Here is a 20,286-nt window from a genome sequence, read left to right on the forward strand (position 1 = left end):
GGGAGTGGTGTGGTGCGCAGGTGCAGCAGGCGAGCTCATGGCGCCGGCTCGACGCGGCCGGTCACCTCGCCGAGCGCGATGCGTCCGCCCGACGCCCCAGGTGCGGTGGCGGTGAGGGTGACGGTGTCGCCGTCGGTGAGGAAGGTGCGGGTGCTGCCGTCGGCGAGGGTGAGCGGCTCCGTGCCGCCCCAGGAGAGCTCGATGAACGAGCCGCGCTGGTCCTCGGCCGGGCCGGAGACGGTGCCGGAGGCGAACAGGTCGCCGGTGCGCAGGGACGCGCCGTTGGCGGTCATGTGGGCGAGCTGCTGGGCCGGGGTCCAGTACATGAGGTCGAACGGCGGGCAGGACACCAGCTGGCCGTTGAGGCGGACCTCGATGGCGATGTCGAGGCCCCACGGCTCGGCGTCGCTGTCGTCGAGGTAGGGCAGCAGCGGCACGTCGCGGGCCGGCGGGGCGACCCGGGCGGCCTGCAGCGCGGCCAGTGGCACCACCCACGGCGAGATCGAGGTGAGGAAGGACTTGCCGAGGAAGGGGCCCAGCGGCACGTACTCCCAGGACTGCAGGTCCCGGGCCGACCAGTCGTTGACCAGGCAGACGCCGAACACGTGCTCGTCGAAGGCGGCCAGCGGAACCGGGCGGCCGAGCTCTGAGGGGGTGCCGACGACGAAGCCGACCTCGGCCTCGATGTCCAGCCGCTGGGAGGGGCCGAAGGTGGGAGCGTCGTCGGTCGGCGCCTTGCGCTGACCGCTCGGCCGGACCACCGGCGTCCCGGAGACCTGCACCGTGCCCGCGCGGCCGTGGTAGCCGATCGGCAGGTGCTTCCAGTTCTGCGTCAGCGGTGCCGAGTCCGGCCGGAACATCCGCCCCAGGTTCTCCGCGTGGTGTCGGGAGCTGTAGAAGTCGACGTAGTCGGCGACCTCCACGGGCAGGTGCAGCGTCACCTCCGACCGCGGCACCAGGTGCGGTTCGACGGTGCTGCGGTGAGCTCCGCCGGTGAACCACTCGGTGAGCTGCGCGCGCAGGTCCGCCCAGGCCTGCGGCCCGCGGGCCATGAAGGCGTTGAGCGAGCCGGTGGCGTGCACGTCGTCGCCGGTGGCCGCGGCCAGGTCGAGGACGGAGTCGCCGATGGCGACGCCGGTGCGCGGCGCGGTGCCGGTGGTGGAGAAGACGCCGTAGGGCAGGTTGTCCAGCCCGAAGCCGGTGCCGGCGGGCAGGTCGAGCCACGTCATGCGGGGGTCCGATCGAGGGAGGGCAGCAGGCCGAGGGCGATGAGGTCGTCGACCGGCTCGAGCACGCTGCAGGTGCCGAAGGAGGTGAAGACGGCGCGGGCGCGGGCGACGCGGTCGGGCGACCAGCCGCCGACGAGGGCTTCAGCGTCGTCCTGGCGCAGCCACCGCTCGGCCGCCGCGGCAGGTCCGCCTGCGGCGAGCGCGTCGCAGGCGGCGAGCAAGTTGAGGAAGCCGTGGTGCGCGAACCCGGTCGCCGGGTCGGTGTGCCGGACGGCGGAGTGGAGGCCCGCGGTGCACTTGAGCGCCACGCCGCGGACGACGCAGGCGCGCAGGGTGGCAGCGAGCTCCTCGGGAGGGGGGAACAGCGCTGCGCGCACCCCGCCGGTGCGCAGCTTGGCCCGGTGACCCGTGCCGGCCAGCACGTCGAGCACCTCGTCGCGGGCCGCCGAGCGGGGCAGCTCGACCGCCGCGGGCACGCCGTCCGGCAGCACACCGTCGAGCACCCGGACCGCCTCGCGCGCCGTGGCGGCGTCGGTGGCGACCGGCACCTCCACGGCGGCGAGGACCAGGCCCGGGTGGGCGTCGACCCGGGCCGCGCCGGCCGGCAGGTCGCCGGCCGCCGCGATCACCGAGACGCCGACCGGCTCGCCGTCCCCCACGTGCTCGGCCAGCTCGCCGAGCCGGGCGGCCGGGACGACGAACGGCCCGACCAGATCGCCCAGCTGCGCCCGCAGGTGCCGGTGCGCGGGGACCGCGGTCGCCATCGGCGCGTCCCCGGGCGGGAACAGCGCCGCGTCGTCGAACAGACCGGAGAACAGCACCGTCACGCCGACGGGCCTCGTCCGGACCAGGTCCAGGCGTACTTCCCGTCGTCGACGGCGACGCCGGCCTCGCCCAGGTCCAGCGGGCGGAAGGTGTCGACCATGACGGCGAGCTCGTCGAAGTACTCCACGCCCAGGGAGCGCTCCACCGCGCCGGGCTGCGGGCCGTGGGAGTGCCCGCCGGGGTGCACCGAGATCGAGCCCTTGCCGATGCCCGACCCCTTGCGGGCCTCGTAGTCGCCGTCGACGTAGAACATGATCTCGTCGGAATCGACGTTGGAGTGGTAATAGGGCACCGGGACGGCCAGTGGGTGGTAGTCGACCTTCCGCGGCACGAAGTTGCAGATCACGAAGTTGTGACCCTCGAAGACCTGGTGGACCGGCGGGGGCTGGTGCACCCGGCCGGTGATCGGCTCGTAGTCGGCGATGTTGAACGCGTAGGGGTAGAGGTGCCCGTCCCAGCCGACCACGTCGAACGGGTGCTCCGGGAGCACGTGCACCGTGCCGGCCAGCCCGCCGGGGCCGTTGCCGCGGTGCTTGACGTAGACCTCGACGTCGGTGCCCTCGACCAGCAGCGGCTCGGCGGGGGCACGGAGATCCCGCTCGCAGTACGGCGCGTGCTCGAGGAACTGCCCGTACCTCGACAGGTAGCGCTTGGGCGGGGCGATGTGGCTGTTGGCCTCGATCGCGTAGGTGCGCAGCGGCTCGGACCCGGTCGGGATCCAGCGGTGCGTGGTGGTCCGCGGGATGACCACGTAGTCGCCCCGGCCGACGGTCAGCGCGCCGAACGTCGTCTCCACCGTGGCGGTGCCGCGCTCGACGTAGACGCACTCGTCGCCGGTGGCGTTGCGGTAGTACGGGCTCGGCAACGACGAGACCGCGTAGGAGATGCGCACGTCGCCGTTGCCGAGCACCAGCCGGCGGCCGGTCACCGCGTCGACGGCCTTGTGCTCCTCGCCGGGGAACAGGTCGTGCAGCTTCAGGTGCCGGGGCACCAGCGGCGCGTTCGGCGTCAGGCTCTGGTCGGGCAGCTCCCACGGCCGGGCGTCGACGATCGCCGACGGCACGCCACGGTGGTAGAGCAGAGCGGAGTCCGAGGAGAAGCCCTCCTCACCGACCAGCTCCTCGGAGTACAGGCCGCCGTCGGGACGACGGAACTGGGTGTGCCGCTTGGGTGGGACCTCGCCCACCTGCCGGTAGAACGCCATGACGAGACTCCTTCTTCAGGGAACCTGAGCGCGAGGCCCCCTCCAGGGGCCCACGCCGAGCTTGCGAGGGGTGGGGGGGAGGGGGTCCTTCTGGGAGCGGGCGAGCACCCGGGCCACCGCGGGGGCGACCTGGGCCGGGTCGGTGACCACGGCGGCGACGTGCCCGTCGGGCCGCAGCACCCAGATCTCGTCGGGCCGGGCGCCGAGCGCCTCGCGCAGGATCGGCGTCGGGTCCAGGTCGCGGATGCGGTGGACCGCGACGGGGAGGTCGCCGAACGCCGGCAGGACCGGGACCTCGGCGTCCCCGACGAGGACCGTGACCCCCTCGCGGGCGAGCTGCCTCAGCCGGACGACGTCCGGCCGGCCCGGCACGGTGACCGGGCAGTCGGGCACCAGTACGCCGGGCGCGGGGACCGGGACGTCGCCGCGCGCGGGCCGGCCCGGGAAGGGACGGCGCTCGTCCGGGGTGGTCAGCGGCGAGTCGACGTACCAGAAGGGCTCGGCCAGCCGGCCGGAGTCGACCTGCGCCCGGGCCTGCGGGTCGGTGGCGGCCCGCTGCAGGACGTCGTGACGGCGGCGGGCCTCCTCCTCGGTGCCGGGCACCAGGAACCGCATGGTGGCGCCGGTGACCTCGATGTTCTCCAGGGCCGCGGCGTGCCGCTCGTCGTGGTAGCTGTCCAGCAGCGACTCCGCCGCCCACCCGCGGAGGACGAAGGCGACCTTCCAGGCCGCGTTCTCCGCGTCGAGCACCCCGGAGTTCAGGCCGCGGGCCCCGAAGGGGGAGACCAGGTGCGCCGCGTCGCCGGCGACCAGGACCCGGCTGACCCGCATGCGGTCGACGACGCGGGAGTGGAATCGGTAGACCGACTTCCACACGATCTCGTAGGGGCGGTCGCCGATGACCTGCCGGATCCGCCGGTCCAGGCCGCCGGAGGCCTCCTCGGCGGCCAGGTCGAAGTCCGGCGGCACCTGCCAGTCGATCCGGAAGGTCGAGTCGGGGCAGGGGTGGATGAGCACCTGGCGGCCCGGGTTCCACTCCGGGTCGAAGTAGAACCGGCGTTCGGTCTCCCAGCCGGGCAGGTCGGTCCGGATGTCGCAGATGAGGAAGTGGTCGTCGAAGGTCTCGCCGTCGAAGGTGAGCCCCAGGGCCGACCGCAGGGCATCACTGCGCGGCCCCGCGCAGGCGACGGCGTAGGACCCGCGCACCTCGACGTCGCCGTCCGCCGTCACGCAGGTGACCGTCACGCCCTCGTCGTCCTGCCCGATGCCGGTGACCAGGTGCCCCCAGCGGAGCTCGACCAGCGACTCGGCGGCGATGCGCTCGTCGAGCAGCCGCTCGGTCTCGCACTGCGAGATGTTGACGAACGGCGGGAACGGGGACTTCCCGCGGTCGGCGAACCGGAAGCTGAACAGTTCCGCGTCGCGGTGGAAGGTGCGGGCGGTGGTCCAGGTGACCCCGCGGCGGGCGACCTCCGCGCCGACGCCGACGGCGTCCCAGACGTCCAGGACGTCGCGCTGCTGGCAGATCGCCTTGCTGCCGATCACGTCCCGCTCCGGGCGGCCGTCGAAGACGACGACGCGCAGGCCCCAGCGGGCCAGCAGGAGCGCGGTGGTCTGACCGACCGGGCCGGCGCCCAGGACCAGCACGGGTGTCGTCATCGGGGGCCTCATCCCTGGAGCTCGTCCCAGACCTGGCGGTCGCGCTCGGCGGTCCAGATCACCGGGCGCTCGATGCCGGAGAACTCGTCCCACAGCCGCTGCACGTCGAAGGGCAGGCAGTGCTCGAAGATCGGCCACTTGCCGTACTTCGGGGCCAGCGCCTCGTGGGTGGCGGCGAAGGCGTCCTTGAGGGTGCCGCCGGAGCGGTGGGCCTCACCGACGGTGCGCTGCATGGTGAGCAGGAAGTCGCGGGTCTGCTCGATGGCGGCGTCGACCTGGTCGCGGCCGCGGGCGATGGCGCCGCGGCCGCCGATCAGCTGCTGCGCGCCCAGGGCCTTGACCCGGTCGAGGGTGCCGGCGGCCCAGTCGAGGTGGAAGGCGTCGCCGGTGTAGAGCGCGGCCTGGGACTCGACGAGGTCGCCGGCGAAGACGATCTCCTGCTTGGGCAGCCAGGCGACGATGTCACCCTCGGTGTGCCCGCGGCCGAGGAACTCGAGCACCAGCTCGCCGCGGTCGCCGCCGAGCTCGATGGTCAGCTTGTCGCGGAAGGTCATCGTCGGCCAGGTGAGGCCGGGGATGGACTCCGGCTCCTCGAACAGCCGCGGCATCCGGCCGTACTCGCTCTCCCAGTCCTGCTGGCCGCGCTCCTCGATGAGGTGCTTGGTCTGCTCGGAGCTGACGATCACCTCGGCGTCGAAGGCGCTGGCGCCCAGGACGCGGACGGCGTGGTAGTGGCTGAGCACCAGGTAGCGGACGGGCTTGTCGGTGTGCTCGCGCAGCTTCGCCAGCCAGCGGCGGGCGGCCACGGGGGTGGCCAGCGCCTCGAAGCAGACGAGGAAGTCCTCGCCCTCGATGGCGCCGAGGTTCGGGTCGCCCTCCGCGGTCAGGGCGTAGACGCCGTCGGCGAGCACCTCGAGGGTCTGCTCCTTGACGCCCAGGTCGGCGGAGGAGGCGAAGGGCTTGGCTGCCATGGGGAGGTCTCCAGGTCGACTGCTGCTCGATAAACGAATGAAGCGTTCACTTACTGGTTCGAGGATAGGGTGCTGTGGCGCCCGGCACAAGGGGGTGCGGACGGCGACGCCCGGGCCGCCGGCAGGCGGCCCGGGCGTCGGGGGACCGGCGAGGTCAGCGGCCGGCGAGACCCGTGAGGTACGCGTCGAGCATGGCCAGCTGGGTGGTCGCCGGGGTGGGCGCGCCATGGGTCGTGGCCAGCACCTGCAGCCCCATGGCCATGGCGAGCAGCTGCTCGACCAGCACGTCGTCCGGCGTCGTCACCGTGACGTCGCCGTCCTCGCGGCCCTGCCGGAGCAGGTCGCCGAGCTCGTGGCGCCACTGCCGCATCGCCGCGTCGTTGAGCTCGGCGAAGCGCTCGTCGGCGACCGTCCGGCTCCAGAAGGGGAGGACGATGCGTGCCTCGAGTCGGGTCGTCTCCGTCGTGGGCAGGACCTCGACGAGGAAGGCCCGGAGTGCCGCGAGCCCGCGCAACCCCTCGGTCGCCTCGCGGATGCGGTCGTTCGTCCGGTCGAAGACGTACACGAAGGCCGCCTCGATCAGCGTCTCCTTGTTGGCGAAGTAGTACGCCAGCGCGCCGTTCGCGTAGCCGGCCTCCCGGGCGATCTCGCGCATGGTGGCCGCGTCCGCGCCCCGGGTGGCCATGAGCCGCCAGGTCACCTCGAGGATCTCGCGGCGCTTGGCGTCGTGGTCCACCAGTCTCGGCACCGGGCTCCCGTCCCCTCGTCCTGGTGTCCAGTCTGGCCGACGAGGGGACGGGAGCCCGGGCGGGGGATCAGCCGCCACTCGACCGGGTCGGTGCCCTCCCCGGTGACCGGGTGAGCGCGACCACGACCCCGACCCCGAACGCCGCGACGATGACGGCCAGCAGGACGGTGGCCAGGGCGGTGGACCCGCTGATCAGGGTGGTGAAGTTGGCCAGCACCAGCCCGACGACACCCAGCAGGCCCGCCGTGCCCAGCGCCGGCGCCACCCGCGTGTGCCAGATCCGGCGGTCCACCCGGCTGTGTGCGAAGAACGCCAGCACCGCCACGCTGGTCAGCACCATGAGCAGCAGGATGCTCACGGTCGCCATGCCCGACATCCAGGTGAACAGTTGGAGCACCGGGTCCGAGCCGGCGGCGGCGAACACGGCGACCACCACGAACGCGCTCGCGGTCTGGGCCAGGGAGCCCACGTGCGGGGAGGTGTGCCGCCCGTGCGTCCGGCCGAGTACCCCCGGGGCCATGCCCTGGCGGCCCAGCGCGAACAGGTACCGCGAGATGGCGTTGTGGAACGCCAGCAGGGCGGCGAAGAGACTGGTCAGCAGGAGGACCAGCATCACCTCGGCGATGACCGGGCTGACGTACTCCGCGGCCGCCGTGAACACCAGCCCCGCGGTGTCGGCCCGTGCCGCCGCGACCACGCCGTCTGAGCCGAACGCGAGCACGATCGCCCAGCTGGCGACTGCGTAGAAGGCGCCGATGAGGACGACCGCCGCGTAGGTGGCGAGGGGCACGGTCCGCCGCGGGTTGCGCGCCTCCTCGCCGTAGATCGCCGTGGCCTCGAAGCCGATGAACGACGCGACGGCGAACATGATGCTGATGCCCGGTGCGCCGGAGAAGAACTCCGACGGGGTGAAGGACCGCACGTCGATGCCGTCGGCGCCGCCCTGGGCGAGCACGGCCACGGCCACCACGGTGATGACCCCGATCTCCAGGGTCAGCACGATGCCGAGCACCTTGGCGCCCACGTCGATGTTGCGGTAGCCGAGCAGCCCGACGGCGGCCATGAGGACCAGTGACCACACCCACCACGGCAGGTCCGGCCCGCCGTACTGGACGACCAGGCCTTGGGCCGTGGCGCCCGCGAGGCCGTAGATCGCGGCCTGGATGGCGGTGTAGGTGAGCAGGGCCAGGCCGGCGGCGCCGACCCCGACCGGCGTCCCGAGGCCCTTGCTGACGTAGGCGTAGAAGGCGCCGGCGTCGACCACGTGCCGGCTCATCGCCGCGTACCCGACGCTGAAGAGCAGCAGGACGACGGTGGCGACGACGTACGCCATCGGGCTCCCAGCCCCGTTGCCGATCGCCAGCATGACCGGCAGGGCACCGCCGACAGCGGTGAGCGGCGCCGCCGCGGCGACGACCAGGAACACGATGCCGACGACGCCGATCGAGCCGCGCAGCCCGCGGGCGGACGCGTCGCCGGTGGGTTCGGCCGCGCCCACCGGCGCGGTGGCGGAGAGCTCACTCATGGCAGCACCCGTCCTGGTTCGCGGTGCCGTCGGCCGGGCTGGCCGCGCGGCTGCGGCAGTGGGTGCTGGCGTTCGGGGGGACGTCGAGCGTGGGGTTGCGGTCGAAGAAGCCGACCGGCTTGAGCCGGAAGCCGGTGTAGTCGACCGGCATGATCGGCCAGTCCTCGGGCCGGGGCACGTGGGTGAGGCCGAAGGTGTGCCACACGACGACGTCCGCTCCCTGGAGGTCGCGGTCGGCGGCGACGTACTTCGGCAGGCCGGCGCCGCCCTCGTGCTGGTTGACGAAGTCGCCGGCCGCGTAGCGCTCGGCGGGGTCGTAGGCGGTGACCCACAGGTGCTTCGTGGCGAAGGTGGCGCGCCGGGAGATGGAGCTGTCCGGGTCGGCCAGCAGGGCCGGCTGCCCCTCCGGCAGCAGCGCGTAGGCGACCGGCTCGCCGAGGCGGTTGCGGCTCTCCGGGTTGCTGATGTGCCAGATTCGCCCGACGGACTGGTCGGCCATGCGCTGGGCCTCGGACTCCCGGCGCAGCGTCGTCCGCCGCTGGGCGAAGGCGTTGCCGCGCGGGTTGTCCGGTCCCATCGGGACCCGCACGAAGTCCAGCTCCTCGACGGTGTTGGTCGGGCCGTCGACGGCCATGTCCAGCCGGGCGCTGAACAGGTGCTGGTGGAACGGGGCCCCCAGCCCCGGGGCGATCTCGGAGGCGTACGGGTAGCCGTTCCCGGGGTGGGCGGAGGTGAAGACGATGCCGGTGGCCTTGACCTCGAACCCGATGGTGCCGTCGAGGTAGAGGTACCAGTAGAAGCCGTAGTCGTAGTTGCCGATCGTGGTGAAGAAGCTGATCACCATCCGGCGCTGCCGGCGGGTCTCCGAGGAGCCGGCCCACAGGTCGGTGTGCTTCCAGAGGACGCCGAAGTCCTCCTCGTGCATGCAGATGGCGTTGCGCAGCACCTGCGGGTTCCCGCGCTCGTCGGCGATGACGGCGTCCAGATAGGTGATGTCGCCGAGGCAGTCGCAGCCGAGCTCGAGGGCGTTGGCGTAGCGGCCGACCAGGTACTCGCCGGTGTCGAAGTAGTTCTGCCACGACCGGACCGGCGAGGGGTCGGCGTAGGGCACGACCATCTCGGCGATCGAGGCCCGGTGGACGATCGGCCGCAGCCGGCCGCCGTCGACGAAGCCGATCTGGTGCAGGGTCAGCCCCTCGCGGGCGTCGAACCCGACCCGCAGCTGCCAGCCCTCCCAGGTGAGCAGGTTGCCGTCGAGGGTGAAGCTCGGCCCCTCCGGCTGGGTGATCTCGATCGGCCGCTGCGTCGTCCGCAGCGGGCCGGTGAGCTCCGGGTCGGTGAAGTTGCCGTGCTCCTCGGGGATCGGCACCGGGCCCAGGTCGATGACCTGGTCGACGGTCCTGGCCATCACGTCGACGTAGGCGACCAGCCCGTCGATCGGGTGCGCCCAGGGGTGGTCCTCGGGGTGGTCCTGCCGGAAGGCCAGGCCGCGGAGGATCCGCCGTCCCTCCTCCTCCGGGTACTCGAAGACGCCGGCGGAGAGGGGCGCCACGCGGACGTCGGCGACGTCGAGCCCGCGCGCCGCGAGCGCGGCGAGCCACCGCTCGTCGGTGCCGAGCACCTCCTCCACCAGCGCGAACTCCTCGTCCAGCACCGGCAGCTGGCCGTCGGTCGCGGCGTCGAGGGCGCCGTCGGAGACGATCGTCCGCTCGGTGATCGAGACGACGACGTCGTGAGCGTTCGGCCGCTCGACGTCGTGCAGCAGGACGCGCACCCGGCGGTCCGGCGTCGGGCCGCCGTACAGCTCCGACTTCGGCGGCTCCTCGAGACCGACGTAGACGAACCGGGTCGACTCCGTGACCAGGCCGGCTGCGTCCAGGAGCTCACGCGCCGCGGTGATGTCAGCGGCGCCGAGCTGGGCGAGGGGGTGGGTCACGGAGGGGGTGATGGTGTCCGCTGCCATGGGGGCTCCCTGATTTGGTTCTACACGTGTAGAAAAAACGCGTGACCGAAGTTACAAGCCGGGTCTCGATATGGGAAGCCCGTGTCTCACTTTCGAATGCGTCCCGCCTGCTCACCCTGGTGCGCTGGGGGACGGTCCTCGTGGCCCTGGGCTCAGCGGCAGTGCACGTGCCGGCCCTGGCGACCGGCGTCGAGCCGTCGTCCGTGCAGGTCGTGGCGCTGCTCCTGATGGGATGGCCTGCCTGCCGTGCGCCATGCACCTCGCGCTGCTGCCCCGTCGTCGGACGTGGGTGCAGACGGCCGCGGTGTCCGCGGCGATGCTGGTGGCCCACCCGGTGCTCCTGGACGGCGCGGGGCACCACGGGGCGGCCCACACCGGGGGAGCGGTGGTGGGTGTCGCGATGGTCGTCGTCCCCGCGTCGGTCCTGGTCCTCGCGCTCTCCGGCCTCGGACTCGAGGTCGTGCGGCATGCGAGGGCGACGGCGGGCTGAGTCGGGCGGGCCGCTGCCCACCGGACGTCGACGATGCACGGACTGCCCACGGCCTCCCGCGCACCCGGCGTCAGATCAGACGGTGATCGGCCGGGGCGACTCCACCCGAGCACGAGTCGACGGCAGGTCCACCCACGCGGACCGGGCGGCGCCAGGACCGAGCGCACCGGGGCGCCGAGCCGTCGTCCACGGCATGCCGGCGGCGCCTCGGCTCAGCTCCCGTCGGCGAGGTGCATCCCGGACCGCCCGGCGTCGCGCGTCGCCTCGGACTGCAGCAGGGGGAGGGTCCGCCACGGCACCAGCTGTGAGAGAGCGACCACGCTGGTCGAGCGGACCACGGACGCCGACCTGTTGAGGTCGACGAGGGTCTGCTGCAGGGCCTCGTGCGAGCTGGCGGCCACCCGGCACAGGACGTCCCCGCTGCCCGTGGTGGCGTGGGCCTCGAGGACGCCGGGGATGCGCTCCAGGTCCTGGCGGACGTCCTCGATCGCTCCTTGGGCGATCTCCAGGGTGACGAACGCCTGCACGCCGAAGCCCGCCGCGCGGACGTCGATGTCGGGGCCGTACCCGGTGATCACCCCGCTGTCCTCCAGGCGCTGCAGCCGCGCGGAGACGGTTCCCCGGGCGACCCCGGTGATCCGGGCGAGCTCGAGGATCCCGGCCCGGCGGTGTTCCCGGAGTGCCGCGACCAGGGCCACGTCGAGAGCGTCGAGTGTTCGTCCGTCCGTCACTCCGGTCCGTCCTCCCCATCCAGCGCAATCGCGTCCCAACTGGACATCCTGCCCAGTTCGGCTCGTTCTCCGCTGCTCGGGTCAGGCAGTCGGGGCAGGATCAGGAGTGCTGGTTGCGCAGGTCCTCTGCGCTCGTGTCCAGTGGAGGGGACACCCCGCGCGCACTGCTGGACGAGAGGGGACGGGCATGAGTCTCGAGCAGGCACTGAACGATGACGAGCGCCTGGCGCAGCTGGACCTCGATCAGCTGAAGCAGCTCGTCGGGCTGGTGGAGTACGACGCCTCCGGCGACCCCTTCCCGGTGTCGGGGTGGGACGCGCTGGTGTGGGTCGTGGGAAACGCCACCCAGGCGGCGCACTTCCACCAGTCGGCCTTCGGCATGGAGCTGGTCGCCTACTCCGGCCCGGAGACGGGCAACCGCGACCACCTGGCCTACGTCCTGGAGTCAGGCGCGGCCCGATTCGTGGTCAGGGGGGCCTACGACCCGGCCAGCCCGCTGGCCGACCACCACCGCAAGCACGGCGACGGCATCGTCGACATCGCCCTGTCGGTCCCGGACGTCGACCGGTGCATCGCGCACGCCGCCGCCCAGGGGGCCACCGTCCTCGAGCAGCCGCACGACATCAGCGACGAGTTCGGCACCGTCCGGATCGGCGCGATCGCCACCTACGGGGACACGCGGCACACCCTGGTCGACCGCTCCCGCTACACCGGCCCGTACCTGCCCGGCTACGTCGAGCGCCGCTCCTCCCACGTGAAGCGGGACGGCGCCCCCAAGCGGCTGTTCCAGGCCGTCGACCACGTCGTCGGCAACGTGGAGCTCGGCGCCATGGACCGGTGGGTCGAGTTCTACAACCGCGTCATGGGCTTCACCAACATGGCGGAGTTCGTCGGCGAGGACATCGCCACGGACTACTCGGCGCTGATGAGCAAGGTGGTGGCCAACGGCAACCACCGGGTCAAGTTCCCGCTCAACGAGCCGGCGATCGGCAAGAAGAAGTCGCAGATCGACGAGTACCTGGAGTTCTACGGCGGTCCCGGCGCCCAGCACGTCGCCCTGGCCACGAACGACATCCTGACCACGGTCGACGCGCTGCGCGCCGAGGGCATCGAGTTCCTCGCCACTCCGGACTCCTACTACGAGGACCCGGAACTGCGGGCCCGCATCGGCGAGGTCCGCGCGCCCATCGAGGAGCTGCAGGAGCGCGGGGTCCTGGTCGACCGCGATGAGGACGGCTACCTGCTGCAGATCTTCACCAAGCCGCTCGGCGACCGGCCGACCGTCTTCTTCGAGCTGATCGAGCGGCACGGCTCGCTGGGCTTCGGCATCGGTAACTTCAAGGCGCTGTTCGAGGCGATCGAGCGGGAGCAGCACAAGCGCGGCAACTTCTGACGACCTCTCGGGTGGCCGGGGCCGGTCGGCGTCGTCCGGGGCGCGACCGGCGGGGAGCTCACTCGGTGGTCATGGCCCGGCGGCGGACGCGCTCGTCGTAGCGGTCCCGCGCGCCACTGACCGGTCTGCCGAGGTACTCGCCCAGCGTGACGCCGGCGGCGAGGGCGAGCCCGACGGCGGCGGCCCCGACCAGCGCGGTGAGCCCGCCTTCGATGTCGGCGTCGACGACGATCGCGAACAGGCCGTGGTAGATCGCCAGACCGGGCAGCAGGGGGACGATGCCGCAGACGGCGATGACCTGCGTGGGGACCCGCAGCCGGTCGGTCAGCACCTCGCCGCTGAACCCGAGGACGACGGCCGCGACCCCGCTGGCCAGCGCGGGACCCGCCCCCACGTCCGCGGTCGCCCAGAACGTCGTCCAGGCCAGCGCTCCGGCTCCTGCGGCGAGGACGACCGAGCGCGGGCGGGAGTGGCAGGCCAGGGACCAGAACCCGGCGATGCCGGCGGACGCGGCCAGCGCCACGGCGAACGGCACGGGGGAGGACGAGGTGTCGACGACGGTCAGCGGGAGGCCGGCGCGCTGGGCCAGGTCGAGCACGCCGGCGATGCCCACGACGATGCCGGCGGTCAGCGTCACCACCTCGAAGGCCCGGGCGGCGGCGGTCACCGGGAAGCCGCTGATCGCGTCCTGGGCAGCACTCACCAGGGACAGTCCCGCCAGGAGCACGACGATGCCGGCGGCGACGACCAGTGAGGTCCGCACGTCGACGTCCCAGGCCAGCAGGAGGACGGCGACGCCCGTGGCGAGCGCGGCCCCGGCCACCTGCTGGAAGAACGGCGGGAGGCTGTGCCGGCCGAGGGCACGCAGCACCTGCTCGATCAGCGCGGTGGTGAGCGCCGCGAGGAGGGCCTCCAGCCACCCCCCGCCGAGGACGAGCCCGAAGCAACCGGCGACGCCGGCCCAGCCCAGCGCGTTCACGGCCCTGCGGTAGGTGGCCGGTGCGGAGACCACGCGGTCCAGCCGCCGGTGTGCCTCCTCCACGTCGAGTCCGCCCGCGGCCACTGTTCGCGCCAGGTCGCTGATCCCCTGCAGCCGGGTGTAGTCGGTCCGGCTCGTGCGCACGATCCGCACCGCGGTGAGTGGCACCGCGTCCTCGCGGTCGTAGCTGACCGTGATCGACGTGAAGGTGATGTCGACCTGGCAGCTGGTCAGCCCGTAGGCGGCCGCGACCCGCAGCACCGTCGCGGTCACGTCGGCCGCGGGCGCCCCGACGGACAGCATCGACTCCCCGATGCGCAGGGCCAGCTCCAGCGCGGCGTGCGCGGTGAGGTCGTCCATCCGGCTGGGCTGGGCCCGCAGGCCGATGGGCGCGGTCGGCGGGGAGTTCCCCGCGATGGCCCGCCATGCCCGCTCCGGGACACGCGCGAACGGCCTGTGGGTCCGGAGCCAGGTGGGCACGTCTCAGGCTATGTCCCGGCGCGGCACCGGCCGGTCGTCACCCGGCCGTTCGTGCCATGACAGCCGCGACAGGCGAGCGCCGGGCACGGAACCGGAACCTCCGTCACGGGCGGGTCGGCCGCGGGAGGACGACGCGTCGTGCGGCGGGATCGTGTCGGCCTGCTGCGTCCGGGGTGGACCGGGCTCGGGGTCACTGCCCCGCGGCGTCAGCTCCGTTCGAGCCGTGCTCCTCGCCCTCGGGCTGCGCTCCCGGGGCCTGCGGGTCCGTGCGCTCGAGGCGTTGACGGATCGCCGCGACGTTGAGCGCCAGGTCCTCGAGCGCCTCGACGGCGCGCGTGGCGAGGGCGAACGTGAGGTTCTCGCGCTGTTCCTCGGCGCTGGGCTCGCGGGTGGCCCGCGAGACCTCGGCGCGCTCGCGCGGACGACGCGTCGCCTCTGCCCACGGGTCGTCCGCGCGCCGGGGATCGCCGAACAGCTCACGCAGCATCCGCTGCGCCAGCTCGAGAAACTCGCCTGGGTCAGGCCGGTCGGTCGCCATCCGTTCCCCTCCAGCTGGTGTCGAGCACGCCGCACGGACCGGGGAGAAGCCATCCGCGACGACGTGACCAACCTACGACCAAGAAGCCGCCCCAAGCAGCCGGGGAGTCCGCCCACTGCGCCGACGTCCACGGCGGCGCCCGTGGCTCCCGAGCCGTGCGCGAGGCGTCCCCATCACTCGCGACTGCCCGGACGCCTCGAGCCGGGGGCACGTGAACCCACCGCGCCCGGCGTGGAGAGGTCCGCACCTCGGCCGGCGCAGGGCGCCGCGCTCACGACCGCCCGACTGCTCGTGCGGCCGACAGGGCAGGGCGACACGGTCGGTCGGGTGACAGTGAGCCGAGTCATCCGCAGACTCGAGTCATGCCGACGGCTACCGGACCGACCGCAGGGGGCAGGTCCGGCGCGCACCCCGCACCACCTCGGGGCGAGGACCGATCTCCTGACCCCAGGACGACTGCCCTTCGCGTGACGGGACGACGCGGTTCCGCCCGGCGTGACCGCGTGAGCATCTCCGGAGCCGTCCGACGCCTCCGATCCGACCTCACAAGGAGCCTGGGATGACCACCTCGATCGAGCAGCCTCCGGCCGGTGTACCGGACGCGACGGCTGCCCGCGCCGCGGACCACCTCTGGATGCACTTCGCCCGCCAGGGCCGCCACCCGGAGACGCCCGTCCCGGTGATCACCCGCGGCGAGGGCGCCTACATCTGGGACAACCAGGGCCGGAAGATCCTCGACGGCCTGTCGGGGCTGTTCGTCGTCCAGGTCGGGCACGGGCGCCGGGTGCTGGCCGAGGCGGCTGCGAAGCAGGCCGCCGAGCTGGCCTACTTCCCGGTGTGGGGCTACACCACCCCGGTGCAGGCCGAGCTGGCCGAGCGGGTGGCCGACCTCGCGCCCGGCGACCTGAACCGCGTCTTCTTCACCACGGGCGGCGGAGAGGCCGTGGAGTCGGCGTGGAAGGCCGCGAAGCAGTACTTCAAGCTGATCGGCAAGCCGCAGAAGCACAAGGTGATCAGCCGGGCGGTGGCCTACCACGGGACCCCGCATGGCGCACTGGCCATCACCGGGCTGCCCGCCATGAAGAAGGACTTCGAGCCGCTGGCCCCGGGCGGCTTCCGGGTGCCCAACACCAACCTCTACCGCCATCCCGAGTTCGCCGAGGACCCGAAGGCCTTCGGCCGCTGGGCCGCCGACCGGATCGAGGAGGCGATCCTCTTCGAGGGCGCCGACACCGTCGCCGCGGTGTTCCTGGAGCCGGTGCAGAACTCCGGCGGCTGCCTCACGCCGCCGCCGGGCTACTTCGACCGGGTCAGGGAGATCTGCGACAAGCACGACGTCCTGCTCGTCTCCGACGAGGTCATCTGCGCCTTCGGCCGGCACGGCGCGACGTTCGCCTGCGAGAAGTTCGGTTACACGCCCGACCTGATCACCTGCGCCAAGGGCATGAGCTCCGGCTACGGCCCGATCGGCGCGATGATCGCCTCGGAGAAGGTCGTCGAGCCCTTCCTGCTCCCTGACGTGGCGTTCCCGCACGGGTACACCTTCGGCGGCCACCCCGTGGCGGCGGCCGCTTCGCTGGCCAACCTCGACCTCATGGAGGACGAGGGGCTCAACCAGCGCGTGCTGGACAACGAGGCGGCGCTCGGTGCCACCCTGCGCAAGCTGCTCGACCTGCCGATCGTCGGCGACGTCCGCGGCGACGGCTACTTCTGGGCCGTCGAGCTCGTCAAGGACAAGGCCACCCGGGAGACGTTCGACGCCGCGGAGCGGGAACGGCTCGTCCGTGGCTTCCTGCCCGGCGCGCTGTTCGACAACGGCCTGTACTGCCGCCCCGACGACCGCGGCGACGTGGTCGTCCAGGTCGCTCCGCCGCTCATCTGCGGCCAGGCGGAGTTCGACCAGATGGAGCAGATCCTGCGGCACACGCTGACCGAGGCCCAGGGCCTGGTCTGAAGAAGGACCTCCCTGCCCCCCACCGGAGAAGGACCCCGTCCTCATCCCTCGCAGGCTCGGGACGAGCCTCCGGACGGGGTCGGCGGCGGGACCTGCAGGGAGGCCGCCCGTCCCCACCGAGCCGCGACCGCACCCCGACGTCCCGACCCGCGACAACCGCTCCGGTGCCACCGCACCGGTCGTCGACCGGAGGAGAATCGCCATGAGCACGCTCGTCGTCGGAGCACCGACCGAGATCAAGGACAACGAGCGGCGGGTGGCACTCACCCCCGACGGTGTCGTGGAGCTGCTGCACGACGGTCACCAGGTCGTCGTGCAGGCCGGTGCCGGCGTCGGGTCCCGGTTCGCCGACGACGAGTACGCGGCGGCCGGCGCCAAGGTCGTGCCGACCGCCGAGGAGGTGTTCAACGCGGCCGACCTCATCGTCAAGGTCAAGGAGCCGGTGCCCGCGGAGTACGACCGCTTCCGCCGGGGCCAGCAGCTGTTCACCTACCTGCACCTCGCCGCCGACCGCGGGCTGACCGAGTTCCTGCTGAAGCGGCGGATCGACTCCATCGCCTACGAGACCGTGCAGACCGCTGATGGCAAGCTCCCGCTGCTGACCCCCATGAGCGAGGTCGCGGGCCGGATGGCCGTGCAGGCCGCCGCGCACCACCTGGAGAACCCGGCCGGTGGAGCGGGGATCCTGCTCGGCGGCGTCCCCGGCACCCCCGCGGCGAAGGTCCTCATCATCGGCGGCGGGGTGGCCGGCACGGAGGCGGCGAAGATCGCGCTGGGGATGCGGGCCATCGTCCGGGTCCTCGACACCAACCCGAGCCGACTGGCCTACCTGTCCGACATCTTCGGCGGGCGGCTGGACCTGGTGACGCCCAACCGCGCCCGGACGGCGGCCTACGTCGCCGAGGCCGACGTCGTGATCGGCGCGGTCCTCGTGCCCGGCGCCAGGGCACCCAAGCTCGTCAGCAGGGACATGATCGCCGCGATGCGCCCGGGCAGCGTGGTCGTCGACATCGCGATTGACCAGGGCGGCTGCTTCGAGACCAGCCGGCCGACCACCCACTCCGACCCCACCTACGTCGAGGAGGGCGTCGTCCACTACTGCGTGGCCAACATCCCCGGGGCGGTGTCCCGTACCTCGACCCTGGCCCTGACCTCGGCCACGCTGCCGTACCTGGTCCGGGTCGCGCAGCACGGCGTGGTCGGCGCGGCCCAGGCCGACCCCGCCCTGCGTCTCGGGCTCAGCACGCTCGACGGGCAGCTCGTCAACCAGCCGGTCGCCGAGGCCCACGAGCTGCCCTTCACCGACCCCGCCGAGCTCCTCGTCGCACGGTGAGACGTCGGGCGGGTACCCGGACCACGGTCGAGGAGAGACGGAACGCATGAGGATCCTGCTGGTCGGAGCGACGGGACGGCTCGGTGCCGCGGTGGGCGAGGCGCTCACCGGTCGGGGGCACGAGGTCGTCACGGTCGGCCGCACTGCCGGGGACGTCCAGGCAGACGTGGCCGACCCCGAGCAGACCGCCCGCGACATCGTCACCGAGGTCGCGATCACCACCGACGGCGACGGGGCCTCTTCGTCGGGTCCGACGAGGTCGAGTTCCTGGCACCGGTCCACACCGGCGACTTCCCCGAGGTCACCGGGCCCGTCACCCGGATCGGCACCACCAGCCGCACAGTGCAGCCGGAGGCCCGCGAGGTCAGCGCCTCCCGGTACGACGAGAACCCGTCCGGCGCCGACGTGCTGGCGGAGCCCGTCGTCGTCGTCCGGCAACCGGGACCGTCGTCCCCGGAGGCACGCAGCCGCGGACCGCGCGGCGCAGGCCGACCGTCCTCCTGACCCCGGGACCCCGCTCGTACGGTGGCCTCGTCCGATCGCCTTCCCGGCCGACCGCCCGGCGCCGCCGCGGGACGCGGCTGCGCCACCACGAGGCGGGCGAGGAGCAGGGGAAGGGCGTACTGACGACACGCACTGCGGCTCACCGGGCAGGCACTGATCCACTGGCGGGGGCCCTGGAATTCCGGTAGGCCTGCCGCTGGCGGGAGACGATCCGTCGGGGAAGACACCACCGTGCACACGAGGAGCTGCTGGGCTAGGCGGGTTCCGACAGCCCCGGACGGCCCGGCATGAGGGGACGCTGCCATGGGTCCGAGCGGCACCGGGAGTCACCGGGTCATCGTCGTGGGAGGCGGGTTCGGGGGGCTTAACGTCACCCGGGCCCTGGACGGTGCCGACGTCGACGTGACGCTGGTGGACCGGGCCAACCACCACCTCTTCCAGCCGCTGCTGTACCAGGTGGCGACCGGCATCCTGCCCCCCGGACTCATCGCCCCGGCGCTGCGCAGCGTGACGAAGAAGGAGAGGAACGCCCGCGTGCTGCTCGCGGACGTGCAGGATGTCGACCTGGACCGCCGGGTCGTCCGCGCCGGGGCACCGGACGGCAGGCAGCTCGAGCTGCCCTACGACACCCTGGTCGTCGCCGCCGGGGCGACGCACTCCTACTTCGGCAAGGGCCAGTTCGCGGAGTACGCCCCCGGCATGAAGACCATCGAGGACGCCCGCTACCTGCGCGACGGGATCCTGGCCAAGTTCGAGATGGCGGAGATCGCCACCGACCCGGTCGAGCGCGCGGAGTGGCTGACGTTCGTCGTGGTCGGCGCCGGACCCACGGGCGTCGAACTCGCTGGGCAGATCGCGGAGCTGGCGCACACCGTCCTCCCCCAGGACTACCGCACCGCGGACACGCACCAGGCCCGCATCATCCTGCTGGAGGGCGCAGGGGCCGTCCTGCCGCCGTTCGCGCCCAAGCTGCAGGCCTACACCAAGAAGCGCCTGGAGGAGATGGGGATCGAGGTACGGCTGAACACCCTGGCCGTCGACATGGACCACCAGTCGATCACGGTCAAGGGCCCGGACGGGCTCGAGACGATCAGGGCCGGCACCCGCATCTGGGCCGCCGGCGTCCAGGCCTCCCCGCTGGCCCGGGTGCTGGCCGAGAAGGCCGGCGTCGAGACCGACCGGGCCGGCCGGATCCCGGTGGGTCCCGACTGCACGGTGCCGGGCCATCCCGAGGTCTTCGCCATCGGCGACATGGCGTCGCTCGACAAGCTGCCCGGCGTGGCCCAGCCGGCCATCCAGGAGGGCAAGTACGTCGGCCGGGTCATCAAGGACCGTCTCGCCGGCCGGCAGACGCCGCCCTTCAAGTACTTCGACAAGGGCACCATGGCCACGATCGGCTACCGCTCGGCCGTCGCCGACGCCTTCGGGGTGAAGGTGACCGGCTTCCTCGCCTACGTCATGTGGGTCTTCATCCACGTGATGTACCTGGTCGGCTGGGGCAATCGGCTCGGCACCCTCTACACCTGGGTCCGTGCGCTGTGGCTGTCCCACAACCGCGGGAACCGCATCATCGCGTTCGAGACGGCACAGCAGGAGGTGGCCGGGGGCAGCACCCCGGCGGCGCGACCTCCGACGATCCTGCCCCGGACAGCGCCTCCGGCCGCTACCGATGCCGAGGAGGCCATCCCCGGAGCCCCTCGGGAGGCCGGCGGCGCCGGGTGAACCAGGGGCTTCCCAGCCGGGGCTGGGTCGGGCCCGGA

Annotated in this window: 16 protein-coding genes and 1 pseudogene; 6 read left to right on the forward strand and 11 right to left on the reverse strand. The window is 72.8% G+C overall.

The genetic code is table 11. The features are described 5' to 3' along the window. Window positions 1-35 precede the first annotated feature (35 nt). From fahA to GOBS_RS09450, 8 genes are all read right to left on the reverse strand, one after another. Window positions 36-1,229, reverse strand: a complete 1,194-nt coding sequence (fahA, locus tag GOBS_RS09415; RefSeq protein WP_012948058.1) for a fumarylacetoacetase — start codon at window positions 1,227-1,229, stop codon at window positions 36-38. After that, complete coding sequence (locus tag GOBS_RS09420) at window positions 1,226-2,056, reverse strand: hypothetical protein (RefSeq protein WP_012948059.1); 831 nt, start codon at window positions 2,054-2,056, stop codon at window positions 1,226-1,228. The genes fahA and GOBS_RS09420 overlap by 4 nt, the downstream gene beginning before the upstream one ends. Beyond that, window positions 2,053-3,258, reverse strand: coding sequence for a homogentisate 1,2-dioxygenase (locus GOBS_RS09425; RefSeq protein WP_012948060.1), 1,206 nt, complete (start codon window positions 3,256-3,258; stop codon window positions 2,053-2,055). Before GOBS_RS09425 ends, GOBS_RS09420 begins: the two co-directional genes overlap by 4 nt. Window positions 3,259-3,273: 15 nt before the next feature. Further along, the gene (locus tag GOBS_RS09430; RefSeq protein ID WP_012948061.1) at window positions 3,274-4,917 is read right to left on the reverse strand and encodes an FAD-dependent monooxygenase; all 1,644 of its coding nucleotides are present in this window, start codon (window positions 4,915-4,917) and stop codon (window positions 3,274-3,276) included. A gap of 8 nt (window positions 4,918-4,925) precedes the next feature. Continuing rightward, a complete protein-coding gene (locus GOBS_RS09435) occupies window positions 4,926-5,888 on the reverse strand; it encodes an MBL fold metallo-hydrolase (RefSeq protein ID WP_012948062.1) in 963 nt (320 codons plus the stop codon). 154 nt (window positions 5,889-6,042) lie between these two features. After that, window positions 6,043-6,636 (reverse strand): TetR/AcrR family transcriptional regulator, encoded by a 594-nt coding sequence (locus tag GOBS_RS09440; protein ID WP_012948063.1) that lies wholly within the window; start codon window positions 6,634-6,636, stop codon window positions 6,043-6,045. A 67-nt stretch (window positions 6,637-6,703) separates the two neighbouring features. Beyond that, window positions 6,704-8,161, reverse strand: a complete 1,458-nt coding sequence (locus GOBS_RS09445) for an APC family permease (RefSeq protein ID WP_012948064.1) — start codon at window positions 8,159-8,161, stop codon at window positions 6,704-6,706. Further along, window positions 8,154-10,124: a primary-amine oxidase gene (locus GOBS_RS09450; RefSeq protein WP_012948065.1), complete on the reverse strand. Its 1,971-nt coding sequence runs from the start codon at window positions 10,122-10,124 to the stop codon at window positions 8,154-8,156. Before GOBS_RS09450 ends, GOBS_RS09445 begins: the two co-directional genes overlap by 8 nt. A gap of 232 nt (window positions 10,125-10,356) precedes the next feature. Between GOBS_RS09450 and GOBS_RS09455 the strand changes: the two genes are divergently transcribed. Continuing rightward, the gene (locus tag GOBS_RS09455; protein WP_012948066.1) at window positions 10,357-10,614 is read left to right on the forward strand and encodes a hypothetical protein; all 258 of its coding nucleotides are present in this window, start codon (window positions 10,357-10,359) and stop codon (window positions 10,612-10,614) included. A gap of 212 nt (window positions 10,615-10,826) precedes the next feature. Here the strand turns inward: GOBS_RS09455 and GOBS_RS09460 are convergent, their stop codons facing one another. Next, window positions 10,827-11,345, reverse strand: coding sequence for an Lrp/AsnC family transcriptional regulator (locus GOBS_RS09460; RefSeq protein WP_012948067.1), 519 nt, complete (start codon window positions 11,343-11,345; stop codon window positions 10,827-10,829). Between the two features lie 187 nt (window positions 11,346-11,532). On the opposite strand from GOBS_RS09460, the gene hppD reads away from it, so the two are divergent. Continuing rightward, on the forward strand, window positions 11,533-12,738 hold the full coding sequence (gene hppD / locus GOBS_RS09465; protein ID WP_012948068.1) for a 4-hydroxyphenylpyruvate dioxygenase: 1,206 nt from the start codon (window positions 11,533-11,535) through the stop codon (window positions 12,736-12,738). 58 nt (window positions 12,739-12,796) lie between these two features. Here hppD and GOBS_RS09470 read toward each other — a convergent pair whose 3' ends face one another. Both GOBS_RS09470 and GOBS_RS09475 read right to left on the reverse strand, forming a co-directional pair. Next, window positions 12,797-14,197, reverse strand: a complete 1,401-nt coding sequence (locus GOBS_RS09470) for a threonine/serine exporter family protein (RefSeq protein ID WP_012948069.1) — start codon at window positions 14,195-14,197, stop codon at window positions 12,797-12,799. Between the two features lie 190 nt (window positions 14,198-14,387). Then, a complete protein-coding gene (locus tag GOBS_RS09475; protein WP_012948070.1) occupies window positions 14,388-14,735 on the reverse strand; it encodes a hypothetical protein in 348 nt (115 codons plus the stop codon). Between the two features lie 559 nt (window positions 14,736-15,294). On the opposite strand from GOBS_RS09475, the gene GOBS_RS09480 reads away from it, so the two are divergent. From GOBS_RS09480 to GOBS_RS09490, 4 genes and pseudogenes are all read left to right on the forward strand, one after another. Next, window positions 15,295-16,689, forward strand: coding sequence for an aspartate aminotransferase family protein (locus tag GOBS_RS09480; RefSeq protein WP_012948071.1), 1,395 nt, complete (start codon window positions 15,295-15,297; stop codon window positions 16,687-16,689). Window positions 16,690-16,891: 202 nt separating this feature from the next. Further along, window positions 16,892-18,022, forward strand: coding sequence for an alanine dehydrogenase (ald, locus tag GOBS_RS09485; protein ID WP_012948072.1), 1,131 nt, complete (start codon window positions 16,892-16,894; stop codon window positions 18,020-18,022). A 228-nt stretch (window positions 18,023-18,250) separates the two neighbouring features. Next, window positions 18,251-18,526: pseudogene (locus GOBS_RS29655) on the forward strand (hypothetical protein); the annotation flags it as partial. A gap of 303 nt (window positions 18,527-18,829) precedes the next feature. Further along, on the forward strand, window positions 18,830-20,248 hold the full coding sequence (locus GOBS_RS09490; protein ID WP_012948073.1) for an NAD(P)/FAD-dependent oxidoreductase: 1,419 nt from the start codon (window positions 18,830-18,832) through the stop codon (window positions 20,246-20,248). The last annotated feature ends 38 nt before the right edge of the window (window positions 20,249-20,286 follow it).

The sequence above is a fragment of the Geodermatophilus obscurus DSM 43160 genome, assembly GCF_000025345.1.
GTDB classification, from domain to species: domain Bacteria; phylum Actinomycetota; class Actinomycetes; order Mycobacteriales; family Geodermatophilaceae; genus Geodermatophilus; species Geodermatophilus obscurus.